The organism is Lacinutrix sp. YIN62 (assembly GCF_057219185.1).
Genome location: NZ_JBXVVH010000013.1, coordinates 58,126 through 82,828 on the forward strand (window position 1 = coordinate 58,126; position 24,703 = coordinate 82,828).

At 32.1% G+C, this 24,703-nt stretch carries 21 protein-coding genes; 5 read left to right on the forward strand and 16 right to left on the reverse strand.

Annotation, left to right across the window (positions count from 1 at the left end; all coding sequences use genetic code 11):
- Positions 1 to 7 precede the first annotated feature (7 nt).
- Positions 8 to 652, forward strand: a complete 645-nt coding sequence (locus AC2D8I_RS10190) for a response regulator (RefSeq protein WP_484705899.1) — start codon at positions 8 to 10, stop codon at positions 650 to 652.
- Here the strand turns inward: AC2D8I_RS10190 and AC2D8I_RS10195 are convergent.
- Positions 642 to 1,589, reverse strand: a complete 948-nt coding sequence (locus AC2D8I_RS10195; RefSeq protein ID WP_484705900.1) for an NAD-dependent epimerase/dehydratase family protein — start codon at positions 1,587 to 1,589, stop codon at positions 642 to 644. The two genes, AC2D8I_RS10190 and AC2D8I_RS10195, sit on opposite strands and share 11 nt — an antisense overlap.
- Before the next feature lie 233 nt (positions 1,590 to 1,822).
- Between AC2D8I_RS10195 and AC2D8I_RS10200 the strand changes: the two genes are divergently transcribed.
- Genes AC2D8I_RS10200 through AC2D8I_RS10210 form a run of 3 tightly spaced genes read left to right on the forward strand, consistent with a single transcriptional unit; the run spans position 1,823 to position 4,783 of the window.
- Positions 1,823 to 2,539 carry a glycosyltransferase family 2 protein gene (locus AC2D8I_RS10200; protein WP_484705901.1) on the forward strand — a complete coding sequence of 239 codons (717 nt, stop codon included), beginning with the start codon at positions 1,823 to 1,825 and terminating at the stop codon, positions 2,537 to 2,539.
- Positions 2,536 to 3,159 (forward strand): lipid-A-disaccharide synthase N-terminal domain-containing protein, encoded by a 624-nt coding sequence (locus tag AC2D8I_RS10205; protein ID WP_484705902.1) that lies wholly within the window; start codon positions 2,536 to 2,538, stop codon positions 3,157 to 3,159. Before AC2D8I_RS10200 ends, AC2D8I_RS10205 begins: the two co-directional genes overlap by 4 nt.
- Positions 3,152 to 4,783, forward strand: a complete 1,632-nt coding sequence (locus AC2D8I_RS10210; protein WP_484705903.1) for an ArnT family glycosyltransferase — start codon at positions 3,152 to 3,154, stop codon at positions 4,781 to 4,783. Before AC2D8I_RS10205 ends, AC2D8I_RS10210 begins: the two co-directional genes overlap by 8 nt.
- On the opposite strand, the gene AC2D8I_RS10215 is transcribed toward AC2D8I_RS10210, so the two are convergent.
- From AC2D8I_RS10215 to bshC, 15 genes are all read right to left on the reverse strand, one after another.
- A complete protein-coding gene (locus tag AC2D8I_RS10215; protein ID WP_484705904.1) occupies positions 4,770 to 5,342 on the reverse strand; it encodes a phosphatase PAP2 family protein in 573 nt (190 codons plus the stop codon). The two genes, AC2D8I_RS10210 and AC2D8I_RS10215, sit on opposite strands and share 14 nt — an antisense overlap.
- A 113-nt stretch (positions 5,343 to 5,455) precedes the next feature.
- Positions 5,456 to 5,683: a hypothetical protein gene (locus AC2D8I_RS10220; RefSeq protein ID WP_484705905.1), complete on the reverse strand. Its 228-nt coding sequence runs from the start codon at positions 5,681 to 5,683 to the stop codon at positions 5,456 to 5,458.
- Between the two features lie 59 nt (positions 5,684 to 5,742).
- Entirely contained in the window at positions 5,743 to 7,122 is a 1,380-nt protein-coding gene (locus tag AC2D8I_RS10225) for an MATE family efflux transporter (protein WP_484705906.1), read from the reverse strand.
- Between the two features lie 155 nt (positions 7,123 to 7,277).
- Positions 7,278 to 8,225 carry an NAD(P)H-dependent flavin oxidoreductase gene (locus AC2D8I_RS10230; RefSeq protein WP_484705907.1) on the reverse strand — a complete coding sequence of 316 codons (948 nt, stop codon included), beginning with the start codon at positions 8,223 to 8,225 and terminating at the stop codon, positions 7,278 to 7,280.
- Positions 8,226 to 8,246: 21 nt separating this feature from the next.
- Entirely contained in the window at positions 8,247 to 9,857 is a 1,611-nt protein-coding gene (locus AC2D8I_RS10235; protein ID WP_484705908.1) for a S8 family serine peptidase, read from the reverse strand.
- Positions 9,858 to 9,882: 25 nt separating this feature from the next.
- Positions 9,883 to 11,073 (reverse strand): tRNA 2-thiouridine(34) synthase MnmA, encoded by a 1,191-nt coding sequence (gene mnmA, locus AC2D8I_RS10240; protein WP_484705909.1) that lies wholly within the window; start codon positions 11,071 to 11,073, stop codon positions 9,883 to 9,885.
- A 120-nt stretch (positions 11,074 to 11,193) separates the two neighbouring features.
- Complete coding sequence (locus AC2D8I_RS10245) at positions 11,194 to 11,907, reverse strand: toxin-antitoxin system YwqK family antitoxin (protein WP_484705910.1); 714 nt, start codon at positions 11,905 to 11,907, stop codon at positions 11,194 to 11,196.
- Between the two features lie 106 nt (positions 11,908 to 12,013).
- Positions 12,014 to 13,915, reverse strand: a complete 1,902-nt coding sequence (yidC, locus tag AC2D8I_RS10250) for a membrane protein insertase YidC (RefSeq protein ID WP_484705911.1) — start codon at positions 13,913 to 13,915, stop codon at positions 12,014 to 12,016.
- 121 nt (positions 13,916 to 14,036) lie between these two features.
- Positions 14,037 to 15,647, reverse strand: a complete 1,611-nt coding sequence (gene pyrG / locus AC2D8I_RS10255; RefSeq protein ID WP_484705912.1) for a CTP synthase — start codon at positions 15,645 to 15,647, stop codon at positions 14,037 to 14,039.
- 341 nt (positions 15,648 to 15,988) lie between these two features.
- Complete coding sequence (locus tag AC2D8I_RS10260) at positions 15,989 to 16,693, reverse strand: DUF547 domain-containing protein (protein WP_484705913.1); 705 nt, start codon at positions 16,691 to 16,693, stop codon at positions 15,989 to 15,991.
- A 422-nt stretch (positions 16,694 to 17,115) separates the two neighbouring features.
- Positions 17,116 to 17,349 (reverse strand): DUF3820 family protein, encoded by a 234-nt coding sequence (locus AC2D8I_RS10265; protein ID WP_484705914.1) that lies wholly within the window; start codon positions 17,347 to 17,349, stop codon positions 17,116 to 17,118.
- 3 nt (positions 17,350 to 17,352) lie between these two features.
- Positions 17,353 to 17,886: a DUF922 domain-containing protein gene (locus tag AC2D8I_RS10270; protein WP_484705915.1), complete on the reverse strand. Its 534-nt coding sequence runs from the start codon at positions 17,884 to 17,886 to the stop codon at positions 17,353 to 17,355.
- Positions 17,887 to 17,928: 42 nt separating this feature from the next.
- Positions 17,929 to 19,872: an amino acid ABC transporter substrate-binding protein gene (locus tag AC2D8I_RS10275; RefSeq protein ID WP_484705916.1), complete on the reverse strand. Its 1,944-nt coding sequence runs from the start codon at positions 19,870 to 19,872 to the stop codon at positions 17,929 to 17,931.
- 162 nt (positions 19,873 to 20,034) lie between these two features.
- On the reverse strand, positions 20,035 to 21,567 hold the full coding sequence (guaA, locus tag AC2D8I_RS10280) for a glutamine-hydrolyzing GMP synthase (protein ID WP_484705917.1): 1,533 nt from the start codon (positions 21,565 to 21,567) through the stop codon (positions 20,035 to 20,037).
- 43 nt (positions 21,568 to 21,610) lie between these two features.
- The gene (bshC, locus tag AC2D8I_RS10285; RefSeq protein ID WP_484705918.1) at positions 21,611 to 23,215 is read right to left on the reverse strand and encodes a bacillithiol biosynthesis cysteine-adding enzyme BshC; all 1,605 of its coding nucleotides are present in this window, start codon (positions 23,213 to 23,215) and stop codon (positions 21,611 to 21,613) included.
- Between the two features lie 209 nt (positions 23,216 to 23,424).
- Here bshC and AC2D8I_RS10290 point away from each other — a divergent pair, with 209 nt between their 5' ends.
- The gene (locus AC2D8I_RS10290; RefSeq protein WP_484705919.1) at positions 23,425 to 24,702 is read left to right on the forward strand and encodes a carboxypeptidase-like regulatory domain-containing protein; all 1,278 of its coding nucleotides are present in this window, start codon (positions 23,425 to 23,427) and stop codon (positions 24,700 to 24,702) included.
- The last annotated feature ends 1 nt before the right edge of the window (position 24,703 follow it).

Below are 24,703 nucleotides of genomic sequence, written 5' to 3' on the forward strand. Positions count from 1 at the left end.
ATTACAAATGAAAATTCATAATATAGTCATTGTAGAAGACCACATATTACTATCTCAAGCCATAAGTAGCTTGGTAAACTCGTTTGAACATTTCAATGTTTTATATTTATGTAAAAACGGGAAGGAATTAATTACCAAACTAAAAACACCAAAAAACAGGCCTGATATTGTACTTATGGATGTGAATATGCCTATTATGAATGGGATAGAAACCACAGAGTATCTAAAAAACAATTATTCAGATATAAAAGTTATTGCGCTTTCTGTAGAAGAAGAGGAAGATACCATCATTAAAATGTTAAAAGCAGGAGCAAAAGGCTACCTTCTTAAAGATGTTGAAAAAAGTATTTTAGAAAAAGCTTTAAATGAAGTCGTAACCTATGGCTACTACCACACCAAAGACGTTTCTGATCTACTCATCAACACCTTAAATGAAGGTTACAAAAACTCTAAATTACAATTAAAAGAAAGAGAAATCGAATTCATAAAACACGTTTGCACAGAGTTAACATATAAAGAAATTGCAGACAAAATGTTCCTAAGTCCCAAAACAATAGACGGTTATAGAGACGCCTTATTCTTTAAACTTCAGGTTAAAAACAGAATCGGCTTAGTTATTTACGCCATTAAAAATAAAATTTTTAAGCTTTAGAAAAATTCTTTTGGTACCATTGTACCTGTTGTTTTACTCCTTCTAATAACGTCGTTTTTGGATTATAATTTAATAATCGTTTCGCTTTATCAATATTTGCTTTTGTTCTTAATTGGTCTCCTGCACGGGCTGCTACATTATTAATTTTTATAGTTTTACCAATAACCTGTTCTACAGCAGCGATTCCTTCTTGCGTCGTGTGTTCTACTTCTGTTCCAAGATTAATTATTTCGCCATTTACCTTATCATCATTTCCAATAACACTCACTATACCATCTACAATATCGCCTACGTAAGTAAAACTCCTTAAATGAGACGCACTTCCTTCATACAAAGGGAATTCGGTTTCATTATAAGCACATGCAATCAATTTTGTATACATTTTCTCTGGTCTTTCTCTTGGGCCTATTACCGAATACAAACGTAACGAACAGGCATCGAAATGCTGCTCTCTACTTTTTTGAAGCACTAATTGTTCTGCTGTTAATTTTGTAACGCCATAATGTGATGCTGGCTTTGGAGCAACACTTTCTGGGAAAGTAGCTTCCAAACCATAAATTGAAGAGGTTCCTATATTTACAAATAACTTTAAATCGTTAAGCTGTAATGCGTAATCAATTAAATGTTTCGTTGCTATAATATTATTAGTAAAATAATCTTCAAAAGTAGAAGATGAAGAAATTCCTGGCTGCGCTGCAAAATGAAAAATATAATTAATATTGTCTGGCAAAGCCGCAGCTAAATTAGCATCTCTTAGATCTTTATTTATAATAGAAATCCCTTTATCATTTAAGGCTTTTTCATTTAACTGCTTTAATTCCAAACTATAATAATTATTAAAATTATCTACCCCAATGACCTCATGGCCTAGATCTTTTAATCGTTCACAAGTATGAGAGCCTATAAAACCAGATGCTCCTGTTACTAATATCTTCATTTGTTAGCTTTTATTTTCTTTTTTATTATCTAAAAATACATATACTTTAGCACTTTCCTTTATTTCATAAAATTTCGTATGAAACGCGCTTGTAGTTAACCTTTTAAATTAAATTAAAACACTTGACAGTCTGTATAAAGGAAGGGCTTATACATTGCAAAGTAACATATTTTATTTGATACTCATTTTCTATTCTTAAAAAAACAATACATTTGTAAGATTAATAAGAACTTATGAGTTATCATTTTACTATAATTGTTCCTGTTTACAACGAAGAAGAGAATTTACTTCGAGTTGAAACAGAATTACTGGCTTACACTAAAATAGCAAGCAAACCAACCAAAATACTATTTGTAAATGATGGTTCCAAAGACGAGAGTCAAAATATCATTGAAGCGATCTGTAATCGCAACCCAGAATTCTCATATATCTCATTTAAAGAGAATAGAGGCTTAAGTGCTGCTATTAAAGCTGGATTTGATCATACAGAAACAGAATTGGTAGGCTATATTGATTCCGACTTACAAACGGCTCCATCTGATTTCAATTTATTGTTACAACATATAGATACTAATGCTTTAGTTACTGGTGTTCGTGCAAACAGAAAAGATAGCTTTATCAAAAATATGTCTTCATTAATTGCCAATGGTATTCGTAGAAGCTTTACTCACGATGGAATGGACGATACGGGTTGCCCCCTAAAAGTAATTAAAACAGATTATGCCAAACGCATACCAATGTTTAAAGGGTTACATCGCTTTTTGCCTGCAATGATTCTATTACAAGAAGGTCATATAAAACAGATTCCGGTGCAACATTTTCCTCGCATAGCAGGAGAAGCTAAATATGGCTTGTGGAACAGACTTCTAGGCCCTTTAATGGACTGTTTCGCATACTTATGGATGAAAAAAAAATATATTAACTATGACGTTGCTAAGAAAAGTCAATGAGCAACTGGATAATATATAGCGTCGGTTTTCTAGCCCAAATCTTATTTTCCTCTCGGTTAATAATACAATGGATTACCAGCGAAAAACAAAAACGAGTGATTACCCCTAGTTTATTTTGGACACTTAGCTTAATCGCTTCGTTTCTCCTCTTTATATATGGTTACTTACGTAATGACTTTGCGATAATGTTAGGACAAGGTCTTACCTATTATATTTATATTAGAAACTTACAATTACAAAACCAATGGCAGAAAGTTCCCAAGTTATTAAGATGGTTCCTTCTGTTAATGCCTGTATTTGTTGTTGTTTTTTATTATAACAATAATAAAATAGATATAACTTTACTATTCAAAAATGAAGACATTCCGTTTTGCTTATTAGCGTTAGGCATTATCTCTCAAATTGTGTTTACCTTACGTTTTGTATTTCAGTGGTTATATTCAGAAAAAAATAAAGAATCCTCCTTGCCAATGGGCTTTTGGGCTTTAAGTTTAATAGGCTCATTGTTGATATTAACCTATGCTATTTATAGAAAAGATCCCGTATTATTTTTGGGTCATATTCTAGGAGCAATCATATATGTTAGGAACCTTATTTTATTAAAAAAACAAAATGCTTAAGACTTTAAAAAAATACCCCGTTCTTTTTCTCAGTTTGTTCGTTGCCATCATGTTATTACCTAATTTAGACACCTTACAAGTGACTATTATGGAAGCTCGAAACTTTATTACAGCAAGAGAAATGCTAAATAACGACCATTGGATATTAACAACTATGAATGGGGAAGCTCGTTATCAAAAACCACCATTACCAACTTGGTTATCGGCTATATCGGCCATTATTTTTGGTGTAAAAAGTGTTTTTGGAATGCGGTTACCAGCTGTTCTAATGGTAATAGTAGTTGGTAATTATATGTTTTTTTTATCGCGAAATATTTTAAAAAGCAGTACCCAAAGTATCGTGAATGCATTAATAGTTGTTACCTCCTTTTATGTCATAGGTATTACTATTGAAGCGCCTTGGGATATTTTTGCACATGGATTTATGCTTATAGCCATTTATAATTTATATACCTTTTTTAAAAGAGAAAACAACGATTGGAAAGCAATCTTATATTCCGGTTTTTTTATTGGTTTATCTATTCTATGCAAAGGACCTGTTTCTATTTATGCTTTGCTTCTTCCTTTTCTCTTGGCTTATGGTTTTGCCTTTGGCTATAAAAAATTCAAACACAAATGGGGTGCTGTGTTTAGTATTTTAATATTAGCACTAGCTATTGGAGGCTGGTGGTATTTGTATGTTCGCCTTGAAGATCCAGCAACTTTTAAAGCGATAACAGATAAAGAAACGGGTAACTGGACCAGTTATAATGTAAGACCACTATATTATTATTGGAGCTTTTTTACTCAAAGCGGATTATGGACAATCCCTGCGTTTATTAGTTTATTGTATCCATATTTAAAAACACGAGTTAGTCATTACAAAGCCTATAAATTCAGTTTTTTATGGACCATATTAGCCGTTATTTTATTATCTATAATCCCTGAAAAAAAATCCCGTTATCTAATGCCTGTACTTATTCCTTTGGCTTTTAATATTGGATTTTATATAGACTATTTATTCAGAATGTTTAAAGATTTAAAAGACAGGCGCGAAACAATACCTGTCTATTTTAATTTTGGTTTAATAGCTTTAATCGCTATTACTTTTCCGCTAATTGCATTTTTCTTATTAAATGTAGAATGGTCAAATATATGGTTCATTTGCATTGCTTTTATATTTCCTATTACAGGCATGTTTATTTTAAAACAACTCAAGCAAAAAAATATTAAAAAAGTTTTTCTTTTAAGTGTTTTCTTTTTTGCTTCAATATTTATTTTTGGTTTACCACTATCCAAAGCTTTAAGAAGTAAAGAATACAAGCTTATTTCAAGTTTAAAAGCAGAAAACGATCAACGAAACATAACCTTATATGCGTTTAATTATGTCGCTCCAGAAACCATTTGGAACTATGGGGATATTATAACACAAATTCCTATGAAAGGGAATACTTATGTTTTTCCTCAAGAACGTAAATTTGGAATACTAGTTAATACTATGTCTGCTGAAAACGAAGCCGTATTACGAAAAAAATATATTCTAGACAAAATAACAACATACGATTTAAATCAAGCTAAAAAAGGAACTAGGCAATACAACAAACGCTTACATAGTACATTTTATATATTAACTAAGAAGGAATAGATCGACGTTTTAAAATAAATCTAGCTAATGCATAAAAACCAAATCCAGAAAAGGTTCCAAATAGCAATCCGCTAATAATATCTAATGGAAAATGTACCCCTACATAAATTCGACTATAAGATACTATTACACTCCAAATTAAAAGAATAAAAATTAAATTTTTAAAATAGGGTTTCAAAATTAAGCCTGCAAAAATAGCTGCAGATATTGAGTTGGATGCATGTCCTGAAAAGTAACCATATTTGCCACAATACGCAACTATAAAACGCATTTGATCCATTATACCTTCTGTTCTACAAGGTCTTAAACGCCCTACTCCTCTTTTAAACACATTAGTCATTTGATCTGTAAATGTTACCATTGCAGCAATAACTAATAGCATTAAAAGCATGTTTTTAAGTCCTAATTTTTTATACATTAAAAACAATAGAATAGCATAAAGTGGTGCAAATGTATATTTATTGGTAATAACCACCCAAAGGCTATCCCATGTTGGTGATCCCAATCCGTTTAAAAATAAAAATAGCGCTTTATCGTATTGTATGAGTTGTTCTAACATGCTTTATGTGTTTATATATTACTTAAAGGGGATGAACGGTTATATGTTCTTTAAATATTAGAAGGTCAATACTAACGAAGTATAGTATTGACCTATTTTTTTATTGTTAGGCATCAATTATTATAGCGGGTGACTTCTCTGTCATAAAAAGCTGTAGCTTCCGCTATCAAGTTTTCGGTTTCCATTTCTAATTCTTCTTGATCATTTTTATCGAAATCCTCTAACCACTCTACTTCATCATCTTCTAAATTAATGATAAACATTGGAAAATCGGTATGAATTACAAAGATAGCGTTTGGAAAATCAGTATTGTCTCCAAGTATAAATTTAGGCAGTGTCATTGGTTTATTTTTTTACAAATATAGAAATTTTGAATTCTAGCACTTATAGTAATAGTAATCTATTTCGATTCTATTGCAATTAATCGTTTCGTTAAATAATTGAATCTTATAAAAAGTAAAACGGAAGCCGATGTTAACCCAGCTAATAAGCCCAACCAAATCCCAAAACTAGCAAAAGCGTCTTCTTTTCCTAAAAAATAACTAATAGGAAAACCGATTAACCAATAAGACACAAACGTAATTATTGTTGGAATTTTAACATCTTGCAACCCTCTTAAAGCTCCCAAAACAACAACTTGAATACTATCACTAACCTGAAAAATTGCTGCCGCTAATAACAGTTTAGACGCTATTGTAACAACTTCCATATTGTCTTTATAATTTATTACATCATCAAAATCTACATAAATTCGAGGTAAATAATCATGAAATAACAAAAAGATAAGGCCAAAACCTACAGCAAAAATAATCCCTAATAAAAAAAGAGAAAATGCTATACGACGCAATTCAAAATAATGTTTTAATCCTTTTTGGTTTCCGACCCTAATCATTGATGCCACACTTATTCCCATAGCAACCATAAAAGTCATTGAGCTAAGGTTTAACGCAATTTGATTAGCTGCCTGTGGGTTTTTCCCTAATAACCCACTTAACCATATCGCTGCTGTAAAAATAGCGACCTCGAAAAACATTTGCATAGCACTTGGAGTTCCTAAGCTTATAATTTTACGAAGCATTAATTTATCTAGAACAAAAAGTTTTATATTAGTTACAAACCCTCTAGACTTTTCTTTTTTCTTTAATAAAAACCAGATATACCACAGCATTATAAAGCGCGATATTAATGTCCCATATGCAGCACCAACAATACCTAATTCTGGGAACCCTAACTTCCCAAAAATAAGAACATAATTTAGTGCTATATTTACTAAATTCCCTAAAATAGTAGCATACATAGGATATTTTGTCATAGATAAGCCATCACTAAACTGTTTAAATGCCTGAAATACAATTAATGGCAGTAAAGAAAGTGCGACAAGATCCAGATAAGGAATAGCCAATTCTACAACCTCTATGGGTTGTTTCATTAAATACATTACTGGTTTTGCAAAAAACACCATAAAGAACAACAGTATGCCCAAAACAATACAAAGAAACAAACCATGTTTAAATGCGGATTTTCCTTGTTTAAAATTATTCGAAGAATCTGCTTCTGCTATTAAAGGAGTTATTGCCGTAGAAAACCCAATACCTAAAGACATTGCGATAAACATAAAGCTATTCCCTAAAGATACGGCTGCCAATTCTGCCGTACCTAATTGCCCTACCATAATGTTGTCTACAAAGCTAACAAAGGTGTGTCCTAACATCCCTAACATTACTGGTGCTGCTAGCTTCCAGTTATATTTAAATTCTTTGGTGTAGTTGTTTAAAACCATTTGGTAAAAATAATACTTCGTTTTTTGTTATGCGAATTATTTTATGAATTCATTATAAAACAAAATAGGCCTTTAAAATAGACATTGAGTAGCTTCTGTTAAGCATAAAAAACAATTCTATTTAGTATTAATAACATTCTAAGTGCTTTGAGTCCTTAGAAGCCTAATTCAGAAATGCGTGCTTTTGTATCCTGAAATTCTTTTATTATATTCTCAACAATCTCTACAACAGGTTTTACATCATGAATCAAGCCTGCTACTTGTCCAATTTCCAATTCCCCATCTTCTAAATCTCCTTCAAACATGCCCTTCTTTGCTCTTGCTCTACCTAATAGCTCCTTTAACTGCTCTGCTGTGGGAGCTGTCTTATACAGTTCTTCTAACTGATTATAAAATTTATTCTTTACCAAACGTACTGGAGCCAATTCTTTTAAAGTCAATTGCGTATCGCCTTCTTTAGTATCTATCACAACTTGCTTAAAATTTTGATGTGCAGAAGATTCCTTACTTGCTACAAACCGACTTCCTATTTGCACAGCATCGCTTCCAAGCACCATACAAGCCAACATTGCTTTTCCTGTTGCTATTCCACCTGCTGCAATTAAAGGGATTTCTAAGTGTTCTTTTACCATTGGAATTAAGGTAAGTGTTGTCGTTTCATCTCTTCCATTATGTCCTCCAGCTTCAAAACCTTCAGCGACTACAGCATCGACTCCTGCTGCTTGTGCTTTTAATGCAAACTTTAGGCTACTTACTACATGTACAACAGTAATGCCTTTATCTTGTAACCATTTGGTCCATGTTTTAGGGTTTCCAGCCGATGTAAATACAATTTTCACCTCTTCTTCAACTATAATATCCATTATTTCCTTAATATTTGGATATAGCATCGGAACATTAACCCCAAAAGGTTTATGGGTTGCCTGTTTACATTTTTGAATATGCTCTCGTAATACTTCTGGATACATACTTCCTGCGCCTATTAAGCCTAGTATTCCTGAATTACTTGCTGCAGAAGCCAATCGCCATCCACTGTTCCAAATCATTCCTGCTTGAATTATGGGGTATTTTATATCGAAAAGTTGAGTTATTCTATTTTCCATTAACTATCTTAATTTCTGTTTTTACTTTATAACAAGCTTAATTGTTTTTATTGAATTGGTAGATTCAATTTTAAGCAAGTATAATCCTTTTGAATAATTTGAAAGCTCTAATTTAGAGTGATTTTGTGCTACTGAAGTCTCCAAAATTTTATTCCCTAAGACATCGAATAATTGTATTAAGGCTGGTTCTTGAATAGCTGGTAATATAATATTAACTTCTGTGTCTACTGGATTGGGGTAAACTCTTGTTTTTATAGTTGCATTTTCAACTTCCATAACAGACAATCCATGAGACAATGCCAATGACAAATTTGGAATACCATAGCCTAAAAAATAATCTGGCGTAGTGTATTGTGATGCCGATTCCCTGACTAACTGCATTATTTGGGCATTAGTTAAACTTGGTAAAGCTTGCCATAAACAGACGATACCTCCTGCCATAATTGGGGCACTAAAAGAAGTCCCATTAGCGGTTACTATAACATCATTTTGATGGATTACCGCACTTGCTTGTCCTTGCGCTACAACATCTGGTTTTTGTGTGGGTTGTATGGCGCTCCCTTGAGAACTAAAATTGGCATACGTTCCATCGGCCTGAACAGCTCCAATAGTAAAAACACCTGCACCATCTGCTGGAGCTCCTAAGCCGTTAGCACCAGAATTCCCTGCCGAATTTATGACCAATATTCCTTTTTCGAAAGCCATGTTTGCCCCTTTGGTTATAAATGTAGTCGTGCCTTTCAAATCGTTTGAACTATGATTATAATTTGTATTATCGAATACCTTGTAACCCAATGACGAATTAATAACATCTACTCCAAGGCTGTCTGCGCGTTCAGCAGCTTCCACCCAAAGACTTTCTTCTAAAGGAGTTTCATCTGGTGCGTTTTCTGTTCTAAACAAATAGTAACTAGCATCGGGAGCTGTTCCCACAAATTGATTTTCTATAAAACCAGCCATATCACTTAAAACTAATGTTCCATGATTACTTGTAGTATTGGCATAAACATCTTCAGTTCTATCAAAAAAATCATAACCACCCAGTAAGTTTCCGGCATCTCTTAAATGCTGAAAACCAAGCATGGTGTCTACATTAGGGAACCCTGCGTCTATAACAGCTACAGTGATTCCTTCTCCTGTAAACCCTTCTAAGTGAAGCACATCTCCATTAAACATTTCTATTTGATTTAATGCGCTTCCATAATTAAATAGGCTTTGCTGAGTTTCGATTCTAAACTTATCTGTTAGAACTTCTATTTTGGATGTTTTTGCATTTAAATTATTGTCTGCAAAAATTATTGAAGTCACAAAATCTAGATTATAAAGAGCACTAATATCGGCTTGCATTCCACGAATATGAACAGTATTAAACCATTTAGATTTAGAGAATACTGTTATCCCGGGTTGGTTTTTTAATTCTGTTATGTAACTTTCGGTAACGGGAACATCACGTTCGTCAATGACAACGCCTTTTGCCTCCTTTCTATCTATTGCTTTTTGACTTAAAATAGAAATTGGATTTGCTATGGCAGCAGCTACATTTTCTTTATCAGCCAAATATACCCAAGCGTCTTCTTGAGAAAATCCTATAAATGATATGCATAATAAAATAACGAGCAGGCTGTTTTTCATAACAATTGCAATTTACTTCTACAATTTATGAAATTACTCCAGAACCTACTAATTCATCTTCAAGATACCAAGCCACAAATTGCCCTTCGGTTATTGCAGATTGAAACGCTTCAAATTCGATATATAATCCCGCATCTACTTTGTGTAGTTTTGCTTTTTGTAATTCTTGACGGTAGCGTATTCTTGCTAAGACTTCTAAAGTCCCTCCTACTTTTAAGGCAAGGTCTTCTCTTATCCAATGCAATTCTGCATTACTTACAAACAATGCTTTTTTATATAAGCCTGGATGTAATTTCCCTTGTCCTGTATAGATTACATTCGCTTTAACATCTGTATCGATAACAAAGAGCGGTTCAACCTTTCCTCCAACAGCAAGCCCTTTACGCTGCCCTTTAGTAAAATAATGAGCGCCTTGATGTTCTCCAACTACTGCACCATCCTGTACTGTATACTCTATTTTTCTAGTTAAATATTCCAGTTCTTCTATTTTAGAATCAAAAACAGTTCGTTTTGTAGTATATGTAGGATGCGTTGCTGGCACTTCTATTATAGAACCTACTTTAGGCTTTAATTGTTGCTGAAGAAAGTCTGGCAATCTTACTTTCCCTATAAAACATAAGCCTTGAGAGTCTTTTTTATCTGCTGTAATTAAATCTGCTTTCGCTGCAATTTCCCTTACTTCTGGTTTTTGTAATTCTCCAATAGGAAACAGTGCTTTTGCCAATTGTTTTTGAGATAATTGGCATAAAAAATAGGATTGGTCTTTATTATTGTCTTTTCCTGCTAATAGTTGAAATGTTTCTTCTCCATCTTTAACAATAGTTCCTTTTCTACAATAGTGTCCAGTGGCTACATAATCGGCTCCTAAATCTAGAGCGATCTTCATAAAAACATCAAATTTTATTTCTCTATTACAAAGAACATCAGGGTTAGGAGTTCTTCCTTTTTCATATTCATTAAACATGTAATCGACAATACGGTCTTTATATTGTTCGCTTAAATCTACTGTTTGAAAAGGAATTCCTAATTTTTCTGCGACTAACATAGCATCATTACTATCGTCTAGCCAAGGGCATTCATCGGATATTGTCACAGAATCATCATGCCAATTCTTCATAAATAAGCCAATAACTTCATATCCTTGTTCTTTTAATAAATATGCTGCGACACTAGAGTCTACTCCTCCTGAAAGTCCTACTATTACTCTTTTTTTCATTTTTTATTTAAGTGTCTGCAAAGATACGAGATTTATAAAGATTTATTCCTTATTTTAAATTACAATAATCTCAAAATGAATTAGCTAAACAAACTTAAAAGCGCTCTTTTTTAGTCTAAATTATTTTTTCTTCCTGTAGGGGCTATACGGGCTATTACTGCGCCTGGTAAAATCTTCCTCTTTGAACAACTTACCATCCTTATAGAATTTCCAAATTCCGTGCCTCCTATTTTTCTGATACTCTCCTTCAGATTTCAACTCACCATTAAGATCGTATATTTTTGCAGGGCCATGTAATTCGCCATTCTCGTAAAAAAGAGTCTTGATAAGCTTCCCTTTTCCTGAATACCAAATGGCTTTACCTTCTAGTTTACCTGATTTATAAATTACTTCTTGGTTTAATATCCCGCTTAAATAATAGTTTTTTTGAATGCCTTCTAATTGCCCCTCATTATTATAAAACTCTTCCGTCATTACTTGAGGAGAATTTTTATGATAATACACCCATTTACCTATATGTATTTTCCCTCTCATCTTCCCTTCACTTATTACGTTTTTAGTAGATGAAAAAAACGTAACCTCCGCCACGTTATTCGTATCATTGAACGTACGTGTTGCTGTTAAGACTGCTTTCTTATTAATTTTTTTATAGAATTTAAAAACCCCTGTTTCTTTACCATGATTAAAAGCGCCTTCATAGCGTAATATTTTTGTATTATCAAAGTTCTTTTTCCAAATACCATGACGCTTTCCATTGGCATCAAATTGATTAACCCCTTGACCAAAAGAAATATAGGTTATAAAACTAAATAGAAATAAGATTGTATTCCTCATAAAATAATTAACGTATTTAAAAAAAATTAATTGTTTTTGGTTTTAAAGCAAATAAAAAAGCTGTCGAACTAATACAAGAACGACAGCTTTTACATGTTTTATTTTGTTATTTCTTTTTATTTTTTTGCTGTGCTTGCTTTTGTTTTTCAGCTTGCTCCATCATATCTTTCATTTTCTTTTGAAAACGACTTTCTTTTTTGGGTTTCTTTTTATTTTCTTGAATTTGAGCTAAGATCTTATTCTCATCAAGAACATAATTTTTAATAACTATTAAAATACCAATACTAATTAAATTAGATATGAAATAATATAAACTTAAACCTGAAGCATATTGATTAAAGAATATAAGCATCATTATTGGTGCAAAATAAATCATATACTTCATCATTTTTTGCATGTCTGGCATCCCTTCTTGTTGTGGTTGTGACACTGCTGCTTGCTGACCTGTTGTCATTTTCATATAAAAGAAAATGGCAATGGCTGCTAGTATAGGAAATAAACTTACGTGATCGCCATATAATGGAATGTTAAAAGGTAATTCTGCTACGACATCATAAGAAGATAAATCGTCTGCCCATAAAAAACTTTTTTGACGTAATGCAAATGCTGTTGGAAAAAACATAAACAATGCATAAAACACAGGCATTTGAATTAATGCTGGCAAACAACCACTTAGTGGACTAGCACCTGCTTTGTTTTGCAAAGCCATTGTTTCTTGTTGGGCTTTCATTTTGTTGTCTTTGTACTTTTCACGAATGGCATCTAATTCTGGTTTTAGAATTTTCATTTTCATTTGAGACAGATACTGTTTATACTGAACAAAAGACATTGCTAATTTAATAAGTATTGTCATTACAATAATTGCAATACCGTAAGGTAAAAACGAACTTAAGAACCCAAATAGAGGAATAAAAAGGTGCTTATTAATCCATCCAAAAATCCCCCAACCAAAAGGAATACTACCTTCCAAATTATGATCGTAATGCTTTAATATTTCGCTATCTGTTGGACCGTAGTACAATTTTAGATTTTCATTCAGTTCATTGCCACTCAATGCTAACGGCATCTTAGCAGAAAATTGTTTTGTAAAAACAGTATCTATTTCTTCTTCTTCAACTAGATTTTTAGACATTAGTGCTACCCTTTTAAAAGGTTTATCTGCAACTAAAATTGAGCTAAAAAAATGTTGCCTAAAAGAAAGCCACTGCACATCTTCTACAAGCTCATCATCTTCACTTGCTTGAGACAACTTATCTATTTTACCATCATCGTATTGATAAGTTAAACGGGTATATCTATTTTCGTAAGAAATACTTTGGTCATGGCGAAAAGCCTTTTCAGTCCAATCAAAATTTACTTCCTGAGCACTATTCAATACATTATCCAAACCTTGAGATTTTATAGTAAAATCCACCATATAATCATTTGGTTTTAACTCATATCTATATTCTAAGAATTTAGATTCAGAGACTTTAAGCTTCATAGAAACTATTGTATTTTCACCATGCTTTGTTATTGTTGGCTGAAAGTTTAAATCTTTAGTATTTAAAATACGGCTGTCTGTTGTTCCAAAATTAATATTAAACGCTGCATTTTTATTTTTAACTAAAAAAATAGGAATCGAATCAAAATCTACATATTGCGTTAACTTCACTTCAGATATTTGTCCGCCTTTTGGATTAAATTTCAAAGCTAAAACGCCATTGTCTACTGAAACTTCTTTAGAAACAGGCAATGCTGCAGAATAAGCAAAGGCTCCTAACTTGTTTTTAAGAGCAATTGTTTTTAATGAATCTGGCAGTGTTGCTATAGTCGGATCTGCTACTGTGTCTGTATTTTCAGTAAGCGTACTTTCTGCTTTAGCAGCTTCTATTTGTTCTTGTCTTTCTTTTTCTTGAGCCGCCAATTCTTCTTCGGTAGGCTTATTTTGCCAAAGCATAAACAATAATATTCCAAAAATAAGTACAAAGCCTATTATGGTATTTAAATCAAATTTCTTTTCTTCCATGTTCTGTTTCGATGTCTTATATTTTTAAGACATAAGTTAGTTTATTATAAATAAGTATTCCTTTTCTATTAAATCAAAAAGTAATCCTTTATTTGTTTTATGCCATACTGGCACCTTTCTCTTACTTCTTATAGACTAATGCTGCTTTTACAAAAGCGACGAATAGCGGATGAGGATTTGCCACAGTACTTTTATATTCTGGATGATATTGCACGCCTACAAACCATGGATGGCTCGTTATTTCTACAATTTCGACCAGTCCTGTTTCAGGGTTTACCCCTGTAGCAATCATTCCTGCAGCTTCTATTTTTTCTTTATAATCACTATTAAATTCATAACGGTGCCTGTGTCGCTCTTGAATTGTATTTGCATTATAAACGCTAGAAGCAATACTGTTTTCAGATAAATCGCAAGACCAAGCTCCTAACCGCATAGTCCCTCCTTTCTCTGTAACTGTTTTTTGATCTTCCATTAAATCAATTACAGGGCTTGTTGTAGCGGCATTCATTTCTGTTGAATTTGCATCTTTCAGTCCCAAAATATTACGAGAAAACTCAATAACGGCCATTTGCATGCCTAAACAGATCCCTAAAAATGGAATATTATGCTCTCTTACATATCTTACGGCATCAATTTTTCCTTCAATACCGCGCTCTCCAAAACCTGGAGCTACCAAAACACCATCTAAATGAGAGAGTTTTAATTTTATATTATCGCTATTTAAATATTCGGAATGTATCGATTCTATATTGACTTTAACTTCATTTTCTGCACCAGCATGAATGAAAGCCTCTAAAATAGATTTGTATGAATCTTGAAGTTCTACATACTTTCCTATTAATCCTATTGTAACTTCTGTTTTTGGATTTTTATGACGTTTTAAGAACGCATCCCAACGCTCTAAATTTGGTGTCTCGCTTTTTAAAGCTAACTTCTTTAGTACTATTTTATCTAAACCTTCACTAAGCATTAAGTTAGGCACATCATAAATAGTAGAAGCATCTATGGATTGGATAACAGATTCTTTTGTTACATTACAAAATCGGGCTAATTTATCGCGTAAATCTTGAGGTAATTCATGTTCTGTTCTACATACTAAAATATCGGCTTGCACACCGCTCTCCATTAATGTTTTAACACTATGTTGCGTTGGCTTTGTTTTAAGCTCTCCTGCTGCCGATAAAAAAGGAACTAACGTTAAATGAATTACTAGTGCATTATCTTGTCCTAGTTCCCATTTTAATTGCCTTACAGCTTCTACGTAAGGTAAAGACTCTATATCGCCAACGGTTCCACCTATTTCCGTTATTACAATATCGTAATCTCCAGATTTCCCTAGAATTTGAATTCTATGTTTTATTTCATCGGTTATGTGTGGAATAACTTGTACTGTTTTTCCTAAAAACTCACCACGGCGTTCCTTTTCTATAACACTTTGATATATCCGTCCTGTAGTGACATTATTGGCTTGACTGGTAGGAACGTTTAAAAACCGTTCATAGTGTCCTAAATCTAAATCGGTCTCTGCCCCATCATCTGTAACATAACATTCGCCATGCTCGTATGGGTTTAAAGTCCCTGGATCGACATTTATATAGGGATCTAATTTTTGAATTGTAGTTCTGTAACCTTGCGCTTGAAGTAATTTTGCTAATGAAGCTGCAATTATTCCTTTTCCTAATGAGGATGTTACTCCTCCTGTTACAAATATGTATTTTGTTGTAGTTGCCATTGTACGTTGTTAAACGCGAGCAAATTTACAATTTTAAGTTGATATGTTTTAAATTTGTTTCGTATTTATTTCCTCCTTTTTTAAGACCTATTTATTCCTTGAAAAACTACAACAACATATTTTTTTTTAAAAAAATTATAGGCAAGCTTATGTTATTTCAAGACTAAATCGATTTGTGATTTAACAACTTGAACATGCTGCTCATTTTTAATATCACAAACTTTCATTAGAGCTAATCGGGGTGTTTTTACTTTATACTTTTATTATTAATCCGTTATTTTATTGTATAAAAAAAACAGAAAAATAATTTTCTGTTTTTTTATAATTTCTATTTAAAAAGGTTATTTACGGTGTAAATTCCAATCGTAATCTAAATAAGTTAGTTTCGTATTCAAATTAATTTTTCCTGTTCCTGAATGTTTATTTATAAACGTCATGATAGCTTCCTTATCGCCAAAATCATCTTTATACCACTCAAAAATCTTAGAAAGCTTACTTTCTTTAGGATTGATTTGGTTTTTTGTTGGATCATTTATAAAGTTACTCGTTGCTAAGCCTAATTCATATTCTACTGTATTTGGCTTATATGGCGTTCTACTTAATTGAGGGGAAGATGTTCCCGTTGAATACAGTGCAAAATGAACTCTAGGGTCTCCTAATGTTCTTAATAACTCATGTTCTATAAAATCTAAAGATATTTTCCCTCCATCATAATCGACAACATCTATTTTAAAAGCATCTGTTACATAATTAATACTTTTAATAGGATAATTCTCAGCCAATAATTTTATAATATTAGCATTATAAAAGTTAATCCAAAACGTTTTATATTCTCTTTTGCTCCATCCTTTGTTTGGAGAAATTTTGGAAAAGTTTTTTGTAATACTGTTTAATTCGGCCATATTTTTTAAAACCTTATCAAAGTTTACAACGCCTTTTGATGAGACATGACTTTTTAGAAATTCTTCATATTTAACTAAATCTATAGTTTGTGCATACCCGCCTAGGCAGATGAATAATAGGAGTAAGGGTAAAATTCGTTTCATAGTAGTTTATTATAATTTATTATAGCTTATTAAGTCCATTTTTTTTTTCAACCTAACAAACATTGGTTATCATTTGTAATATTTATTAATTATTTGCGTTATTTCTTAGTATAAAGAAGGAATACTAAATTAAAGATGCTTATGCGAAAGTATTGTATAGATAAGGGTTAAATTATTTGCTTTTGTTTCTGGTTTTCCTTAGTATTGCTGATATAGCAAATAATAATTTTATTTTTCATAGTATAATGATTTATTTGGGCTTCTAGATTTTACAAATATAATCATAAATACTTAAAAGTATCATTCTTGTTTTTAATCCTCTTAACAGGGGCGCTTTTTCATTAATTAAGCAAAGTATTGAGCTTAGCTAAAACGTTATAAAATGTTGTTTTTAGGACAATTACAACTCGCAATATTTTAAATTATAGCTTAGAAAAATTTCTTTGAATATTTCTTACTAATTCCTCCAACCCATTTAACTTAAGCGTATAGACTGTTTCTAACATATCTCCTAAATTCCCTTTCGGAAATCCTTTATTATGATACCAAACGATATAATGCTCTGGAAGATCAATAAGATAGCGCTCTTTATACTTTCCATAAGGCATTTTTGTATGCGCTAATTTTATCAAAAATGTCTTGTCTGGCTGAAGCATTAGTTACGATTTATATTTATTTAAACGTTTTAATTCTATTTCTATATAATTTTGCCATTTAGATTGGCCTTTCGTATTAATAGAATAATTACTTTCTTTATCATATTTTTTTTGCATCTGTTCCAAATCCGCATTCGTTGTTTTATGATAATATTGTAGTTTTTCTTCTATTTCTTGTGACGCTTCTAATGCTGCCACTTTCTGCCTAAATCGCCTTGCCTGTAGTTCTGTAATATCAAAATGTAATTGCTCATGAGACAATACCTGTTTATTAACGTCTTCCTTCTTACACCAAGAATGTTCTGGGTAAAAGTGAGCTTCTATTTTAGTTGTAAAATCAATAACATTTACTCCGCTTTTCTTTATAGAATAACGAAATGTTATTCCTGATGCCGTTACTGCAACTGCTGTGGCATTAGCATCTGGCTTGCCCTGAAAATCATTCCAAGTCAATTTATTATTTTCATTCCAAGAAATTTCTGTAACATCGCCTTGAAATAAAAACAGGCTAAAACATATAAAAAAAAACCTAAACATGACCTAATTCTTTAGATTACGCTTGATATAAACAAACATTATTTACTCCTTAACCTCTACGATTCTTAAATCTTTGTATTTCACTAAATAAACAGCATCGTTATAATAACCTCCAAATTCTTTTTTTCTATACCCAAATTTATTTTCAACTTGAGTTGTTAGTGGAAAATCACTAACTGATTGAGGTAAATCTGCTGATGTTACCATTCGTAAAACGATATCCATTGTTAAATCAAAGCCTCTTACGGCGTAGGTGTTTGGTGTAACATCATAAACAGATTTATAATGTTTAACAAAACTATTGTCCGTCTCTACATCTGTTATTTTTGAAACAGAAGGATAAGTAAATTGAAGATTAGACAAATGATGGTTAGACACTTCTTCATCATCAAAAGCTCTATTTTTATTGGTTGTTGTTAATATTATTTCAATTTTACCACCAGACAAAGAATTAAGGATACTCGAAACGTTCGATACAAGCCCTTTATTTTGCGTTTCTAAAAAGACAACGTTCCGTGCTGGTTTTAATACGTCTTTCAAATCTTGGTCAAAAATATAATACGCATCCTTATCTGTTTTCTTATCTGTTCTTGAAGTTATCATAGCAGCTTCATTAAACTCAGACTTTAATTTTGTACTCGCCTTTTTATTCTTTAAATCTGAAACAATAATTATGTTTGCCAAAGTATCTGCTTTGAAATGCTTTACTATTTTTGCTTTTAAAACCGAATCTGATGGTCTTGATTGAAAAACATTTTCGCTTAACTTAACAGATTTAACAACTGGGGAAACAATACTAACATTTTGTTGTTCTAAGGCAGAAGCTACAGTATCAAAGTTTTTTGCCATTAACGGCCCTATAACGACATCTGTATTTGAAAAGTCATTCTCCTTCATTATGGAAACTAACCTACTTTGTTTGTTTTGTGTATCATAAACATTTACTTTTAAATTCACCCCTAATTTCTTTAATGAATCTAAAGCCATAGTTACTCCTGAATAAAAATCTAATGAAACGCCTAAAGTTCTATCGGTTTTTATAAAGTCTTTTGTCTCTGAAGTTAAACTAAGATCTATTTTATCTAACTTAAAAGGCAACATTATTGCTATGTTTTTAGTCTCCTTATCATAAAGCCCTGTTGCAAGACTTACAACATCTCTATTAATAAGAGTATCTTCAACACTATGAACAAACGCTATTAATTTAGCATTATAAGGGACTCTTAAAACCATTCCTTCTTTTAACCCTGATTCAACAAGCTCTGGGTTAAGTTTTTCTAACAGCTCCTTGTTTGCCCCTGTTTTTATATTCAACCTATAAAATCCTTCCTTTGGCAATACTTTATAATAGCTATATTTATCGTCTATCTCTTTTATTACTTTAGTTTCTACACTTGGGACTATGATTTTTTGACCTGGCTGAATTACAGCACCTAAATCAGGGTTAAGCGCCTCTAATTCCTGCACTGTTATCCCATATTTATATGCTATACGCCATTTTCCCTCTTTAGGCTTTACGATGTAGGTATTAATCGAATCGTTTACACTTTCTACAACTGTAATTATTTTAAATACAGGGATTTCTAACCGATCCCCTTTCCTTAGGTTATTAGAATATAAAAACGTATTATATTTTTTTATTTCGCTTTGTGTTATATTATATTTTTGAGACAAGCTATATAAGGTCTCTTTCCGTTTTACCTTATGTTTTTCAAACCTTAGCAGTTCCTTAGTCGTCGTTTTTTCTGAACTCTTATGATCTGTGGTACTCTTTAAGTCTGGAATAATTAAAACCCCATTTGCTTTAATCTCTTTTCTAGCATCTGGATTTAAAGTATAAATGGTATTTACAGGGATATTATAGTGTTTTGCTATAGATTCTATGGTTTCCCCTTTTTTTATCTTATGTGTTGTATAGTTTTGAGTCTGCGCTGATGCACAACCAAAACCAAGTATCAAAACCAAGATGTAAATTATTTTCTTCATATACTATTATACGTTCTAAATTGAATTTTAAGATTATTCCTTCATTTTTGTATACTTTTCTACTTTTATAGAACGTCTATTATAAAAGTCAAGTATATTTAATTCTTCGTTAATTAAAAATACATCAATTTTTATTAATACTATTTTTAATCCTTCAGAATTTTATTCCCATTCTATTGTTGCTGGTGGTTTAGAGCTAATATCGTATACAACTCTATTAACGCCTTTCACCTTATTAATTATATCATTTGAAGTTTTTTGCAAGAATTCATAAGGTAAATTCACCCAATCGGCAGTCATTCCATCTGTACTTTCTACAGCTCTTAAGGCTACACATTTTTCATAAGTTCTTTCATCTCCCATAACACCAACACTATTAACAGGTAATAAAATGGCTCCAGCTTGCCATACTTTATCATAAAGCCCTGCTTCTTTTAAACCATTAATAAAAACCGCATCTACTTCTTGTAAAATACGCACTTTTTCTGAGGTAATATCACCAAGAATTCTAATAGCCAGTCCTGGTCCTGGAAATGGGTGGCGCCCTAACAACTGCTTATCCATTCCCATAGATGCACCTACGCGGCGTACCTCATCCTTGAACAATGCTTTTAATGGCTCTACAATTTTTAGTTTCATAAAATCTGGCAATCCTCCAACATTATGATGACTCTTAATGGTTGCACTAGGCCCTCCTGTTGCGGAAACACTTTCTATAACATCGGGATAAATAGTACCTTGTGCCAGCCATTTCACATCTTCAATCTGATTTGCTTCATCATCAAAAACCTCAATAAATACGCGCCCTATTGCTTTTCGTTTCAATTCTGGGTCACTCAACCCTTTTAAAGCTTCCAAAAAACGTGCCGAAGCATCTACGCCTTTTACGTTTAGCCCCATACCATGATATTGCTCTAAAACTTGAGTAAACTCATCTTTACGCAATAAGCCATTATTAACAAAAATACAATATAGATTTTCTCCTATTGCCTTATGCAATAACATTGCAGCAACACTTGAATCTACGCCTCCAGATAAGCCTAATACAACTTTATCATGCCCTATTTGTGCCTTTAAACCATTCACCGTTTCTTCGACAAAGCTATCTGGGGTCCAATCTGGATTTACATTTGCAATATCTACTAAAAAGTTTTCTAAAAGTTGTTTTCCGTCTGTTGAATGGTAAACTTCTGGATGAAACTGAATAGCATATGTGGTCTCACCTTCAATTTTAAAAGCTGCATTTTTCACATCATGCGTGCTTGCTAAAAGTGTGCCATTAGTTGGCAGTGTTTTTATTGTATCACTATGGCTCATCCAGACTTGACTTCCTTCTGTGATTCCCTTAAAAAACGCTTCTTTTTTTACAAAACTTAAATTTGCTCTACCGTATTCCCGTGTATTAGACTCTGCGACTTCACCTCCAGAAAAGTGTGCTAAATACTGTGCGCCATAACACACCGCTAACATTGGCTTTTTACCTCGAATTTCCGATAGATCTGGATGAAAAGCATCATTCGACCTAACAGACATAGGACTACCCGATAAAATAACGGCCTTATAATCGGATAGTTTTGTTGGAATTTTATTAAATGGGTGTATTTCGGAATAGATGTTAAGTTCTCTAACTCTGCGCGCAATTAGTTGTGTGTATTGCGATCCGAAATCTAAAATTAAAATCTTGTCGTGTTGCATACGCAAAAGTAATAATTACGTTTTACGATTTGCAACTTTTTCTTTAAAATGTTAACACTAAAAATTCACTTTGTAATGGTTTTAAATTTTCCATTAATTTTGGAATTAATGTGACTCCATATTCCAAGTACAATTGAGAAAAATTGACATTGCGTTCTTGTAAACTTTGGTTTGGAAACAATTCATTTTGAAGCGCTATAATTCTTGTAATATGATCCTTCAACTTACGTTTTTGAGCGGTTAGTAATCGCTTCTCAAGATATGCTATACCTTTTATTTGCTTTTTCTCTTGCGCAGCTACTGCACCAACAAAGGATTTATCTGTTTTATCGGCTAGTTTATATAATTCTTTGAATTGATTTTTTAAATGCGCTATCTGTTTTGAAAAATTAATATCAACATCTGAAATTTCTCGAACTTTTTTATTTATATATGCATTGCGCTTTAAGAACAGGTCTTGCGTTGTAATATTTAATTTTTCCAGTTTTCGTGATTGCTGTTCTGTTTTTATTAACACCGAATTACGCAACAATAACATAGGAAAAACAACATGGTTTGCCTTAAAATTTTGCTGTAATTGAAACCAATACGCTAATTCTCCACCACCACCAATGTAACACAAATTAGGTAAAATTACCTCCTGGTATAACGGTCTTAATATAACATTGGGAGAAAAACGTTCTGGATGTTGGTTAACCTCCATTAATATTTCATCCTTATTCCACTCTATACTGGTATTTAACACCTTATATATATTATCTTCAAAAACAATCCGTTCTCTTAACTTTTTAGTAATATAGAATAAATTTATCTCTCTTGGATTTACTTGAATAGGATACTTTTTATCTGAGACTGCCTCAATTTTCTTATTTACTTTTGAGACCTCTTTAAAAGCTAGATTCTCTACTAATTCTCTTTGAAGAAATGGAATAAATCCTTGTTTAAGCGTCTTACAATTAGCATCGATTATTACCAGACCATAATCTGCAAATAATGCATTTGCTAAATAACGCGTCGCCGCTGCTAAATTACGGTGTTTTATATAAGCATTTTTAAATAGTTCACGTAATGCTTCCGCATTGCGACCAATTCCTAATTCTTTTGAAAAAAGCTTAAAAACATCATCCAATCCTTCAGTTTCGATCTCGCCTACAGCCCCACTGACATCTTTATTCCATCTTATTTTTTTTCCGTTAAAATTAAAATAATTAATTTCTTCGAAATCATGATCTTCTGTTGCCATCCAATAAACAGGAACAAAATTATATTCGGGATATTCTTTTTTTAATGTTTGGGTTAGGTTTATAGTTGAAACGATCTTATGCAAAAAATATAATGGTCCTGTAAACAAATTTAATTGATGCCCCGTGGTAATAGTGAAAGTATTTTCCTGCTTTAAGTGCGCTATATTTTGTTTTGTATCGTCAGATACATTTATATTTTCATACTGTGTTGTCAAGGCTTTTACTAAAGTAAGCCTTGATGCTGTACTCATGGTTCCTTTTTTCTCCTCTATTTGAGATTTAAAATGCTCTAATTTAGGAAACCTATTATAAAACGGACTCAAGGCCTCATTTTCGTTTAGGTAATCATTTATTAATTCGGAAAAGTATCCAGTATTTTTAAACGAAATACAGTCTGTTGGCATAGAATTAGGTCTTTATTCTTGTAAAGATACGGCCTTTTTAAAATCCTCTTTTTATTGCTGTTATTTTTAATATTCCTTTAACACAATAACGACAACACATTGCGTCTAAACATTTACATAAATCATAATAAAATAATTAACACAAATAGTTATAAAAACATATAGTTTTTACGTATTTTGAGAACATTAATAGCCAAGCACAACCAGATATGAATCAAATACTTAACCTAAATTCTCGTAAAAAAAAACACTCATACTTATCTATAATTTGTTTTTTAATGATGAGCTATATTGGTTTTGCTCAAGATATAACGCATTACAAAGGTGTTGTCGTTGATAGCAAAACCAATAGCCCTTTAGCATTAGCTGATATGGTTGTTAAAGACAGTAACATTAGCACAATAACTAATACTGATGGCGAATTCCTTCTTAAAATCCCTAATAATCTACAAGATAAAACGGTAACAATCTCTTATTTAGGCTATGAAAAACAAGACATCCCTATTGCCAATTTTAAAGAAAAAAATACTAAAATTAAATTAGAAGCAGCTGCTACTGTATTAGCCCAGATTGATTTAAACATCCCTAAAGATGCTGAAACCTTAGTTCGTGAATCTCTAAAAACTAAAGGTAATAACTACTTTAATGACCAAATTATTATGACTGGTTTTTATAGGGAAACTATAAAAAAAAGGCATAAAAACGCATCATTATCTGAAGCCGTTATAGAAATATACAAACAACCTTACTCCTCTAATAAAAAAGACATTATTAAACTTGTTAAATCAAGAAAAAAAACAAATCACTCTCGTTTAGATACAATTGCGTTAAAACTACAAGGTGGCCCTTTTAGTACGCTATACACAGATGTTGTAAAATACCCTAACTTTATTTTTAGTGCAGATAATTTATCAAAATATGAATTTTCATTTAATAGATCAACACAAATAAATAATAGACTGGTGTATGTTGTGGCCTTTAAGCAGCGTAAAGACATTGATGAAGCTCTATTTTATGGCACTTTATTTATTGACGCAGATTCTTATGCAATGACCAGTGCTGTCTATAATTTAAATGTTGAAAACAGGGAAAAAGCCGTTAAGCTTTTTATACGAAAAAAACCTAGAAAGGCTAAAGTATATCCTACTGAAGCTAGCTACAGGGTTAATTATAGAATAAAAGACGGAAAATGGTATTATGGTTATAGCAATATCTCGCTTACTTTTATTGTTAATTGGAAAAATCGTTTATTTAATAACCGCTACACATTAGAAAGTGAGATGGCCATTACAGACTGGAAACAAAATACTACTGGTAATTTACCAAAAGCTAAAGATCGATTACGGTCAAATGTCATTTTAATTGATAAAGCAACTGGTTTCTCCGATCCTGATTTCTGGGGAAAATATAATATTATAGAACCTGAAAAATCTATAGAATCTGCTATAAAAAAAATAAGCAAACAATTAAAGAAATCTCAATCTTAAA

Coding starts and splice junctions, on each gene's coding strand:
- AC2D8I_RS10225 (WP_484705906.1), bottom strand. CDS start 7,122: ATGGTTTTAAACAACTACACCAAAGAATTTAAATATAACTGGAAGCTA.
- AC2D8I_RS10215 (WP_484705904.1), bottom strand. CDS start 5,342: ATGTTAGAACAACTCATACAATACGATAAAGCGCTATTTTTATTTTTA.
- AC2D8I_RS10265 (WP_484705914.1), bottom strand. CDS start 17,349: ATGCTTCAGCCAGACAAGACATTTTTGATAAAATTAGCGCATACAAAA.
- AC2D8I_RS10270 (WP_484705915.1), bottom strand. CDS start 17,886: ATGTTTAGGTTTTTTTTTATATGTTTTAGCCTGTTTTTATTTCAAGGC.
- guaA (WP_484705917.1), bottom strand. CDS start 21,567: ATGCAACACGACAAGATTTTAATTTTAGATTTCGGATCGCAATACACA.
- AC2D8I_RS10220 (WP_484705905.1), bottom strand. CDS start 5,683: ATGACACTGCCTAAATTTATACTTGGAGACAATACTGATTTTCCAAAC.
- pyrG (WP_484705912.1), bottom strand. CDS start 15,647: ATGGCAACTACAACAAAATACATATTTGTAACAGGAGGAGTAACATCC.
- AC2D8I_RS10195 (WP_484705900.1), bottom strand. CDS start 1,589: ATGAAGATATTAGTAACAGGAGCATCTGGTTTTATAGGCTCTCATACT.
- AC2D8I_RS10210 (WP_484705903.1), top strand. CDS start 3,152: ATGCTTAAGACTTTAAAAAAATACCCCGTTCTTTTTCTCAGTTTGTTC.
- AC2D8I_RS10230 (WP_484705907.1), bottom strand. CDS start 8,225: ATGGAAAATAGAATAACTCAACTTTTCGATATAAAATACCCCATAATT.
- AC2D8I_RS10245 (WP_484705910.1), bottom strand. CDS start 11,907: ATGAGGAATACAATCTTATTTCTATTTAGTTTTATAACCTATATTTCT.
- AC2D8I_RS10200 (WP_484705901.1), top strand. CDS start 1,823: ATGAGTTATCATTTTACTATAATTGTTCCTGTTTACAACGAAGAAGAG.
- bshC (WP_484705918.1), bottom strand. CDS start 23,215: ATGCCAACAGACTGTATTTCGTTTAAAAATACTGGATACTTTTCCGAA.
- yidC (WP_484705911.1), bottom strand. CDS start 13,915: ATGGAAGAAAAGAAATTTGATTTAAATACCATAATAGGCTTTGTACTT.
- mnmA (WP_484705909.1), bottom strand. CDS start 11,073: ATGAAAAAAAGAGTAATAGTAGGACTTTCAGGAGGAGTAGACTCTAGT.
- AC2D8I_RS10190 (WP_484705899.1), top strand. CDS start 8: ATGAAAATTCATAATATAGTCATTGTAGAAGACCACATATTACTATCT.
- AC2D8I_RS10290 (WP_484705919.1), top strand. CDS start 23,425: ATGAATCAAATACTTAACCTAAATTCTCGTAAAAAAAAACACTCATAC.
- AC2D8I_RS10235 (WP_484705908.1), bottom strand. CDS start 9,857: ATGAAAAACAGCCTGCTCGTTATTTTATTATGCATATCATTTATAGGA.
- AC2D8I_RS10205 (WP_484705902.1), top strand. CDS start 2,536: ATGAGCAACTGGATAATATATAGCGTCGGTTTTCTAGCCCAAATCTTA.
- AC2D8I_RS10275 (WP_484705916.1), bottom strand. CDS start 19,872: ATGAAGAAAATAATTTACATCTTGGTTTTGATACTTGGTTTTGGTTGT.
- AC2D8I_RS10260 (WP_484705913.1), bottom strand. CDS start 16,693: ATGAAACGAATTTTACCCTTACTCCTATTATTCATCTGCCTAGGCGGG.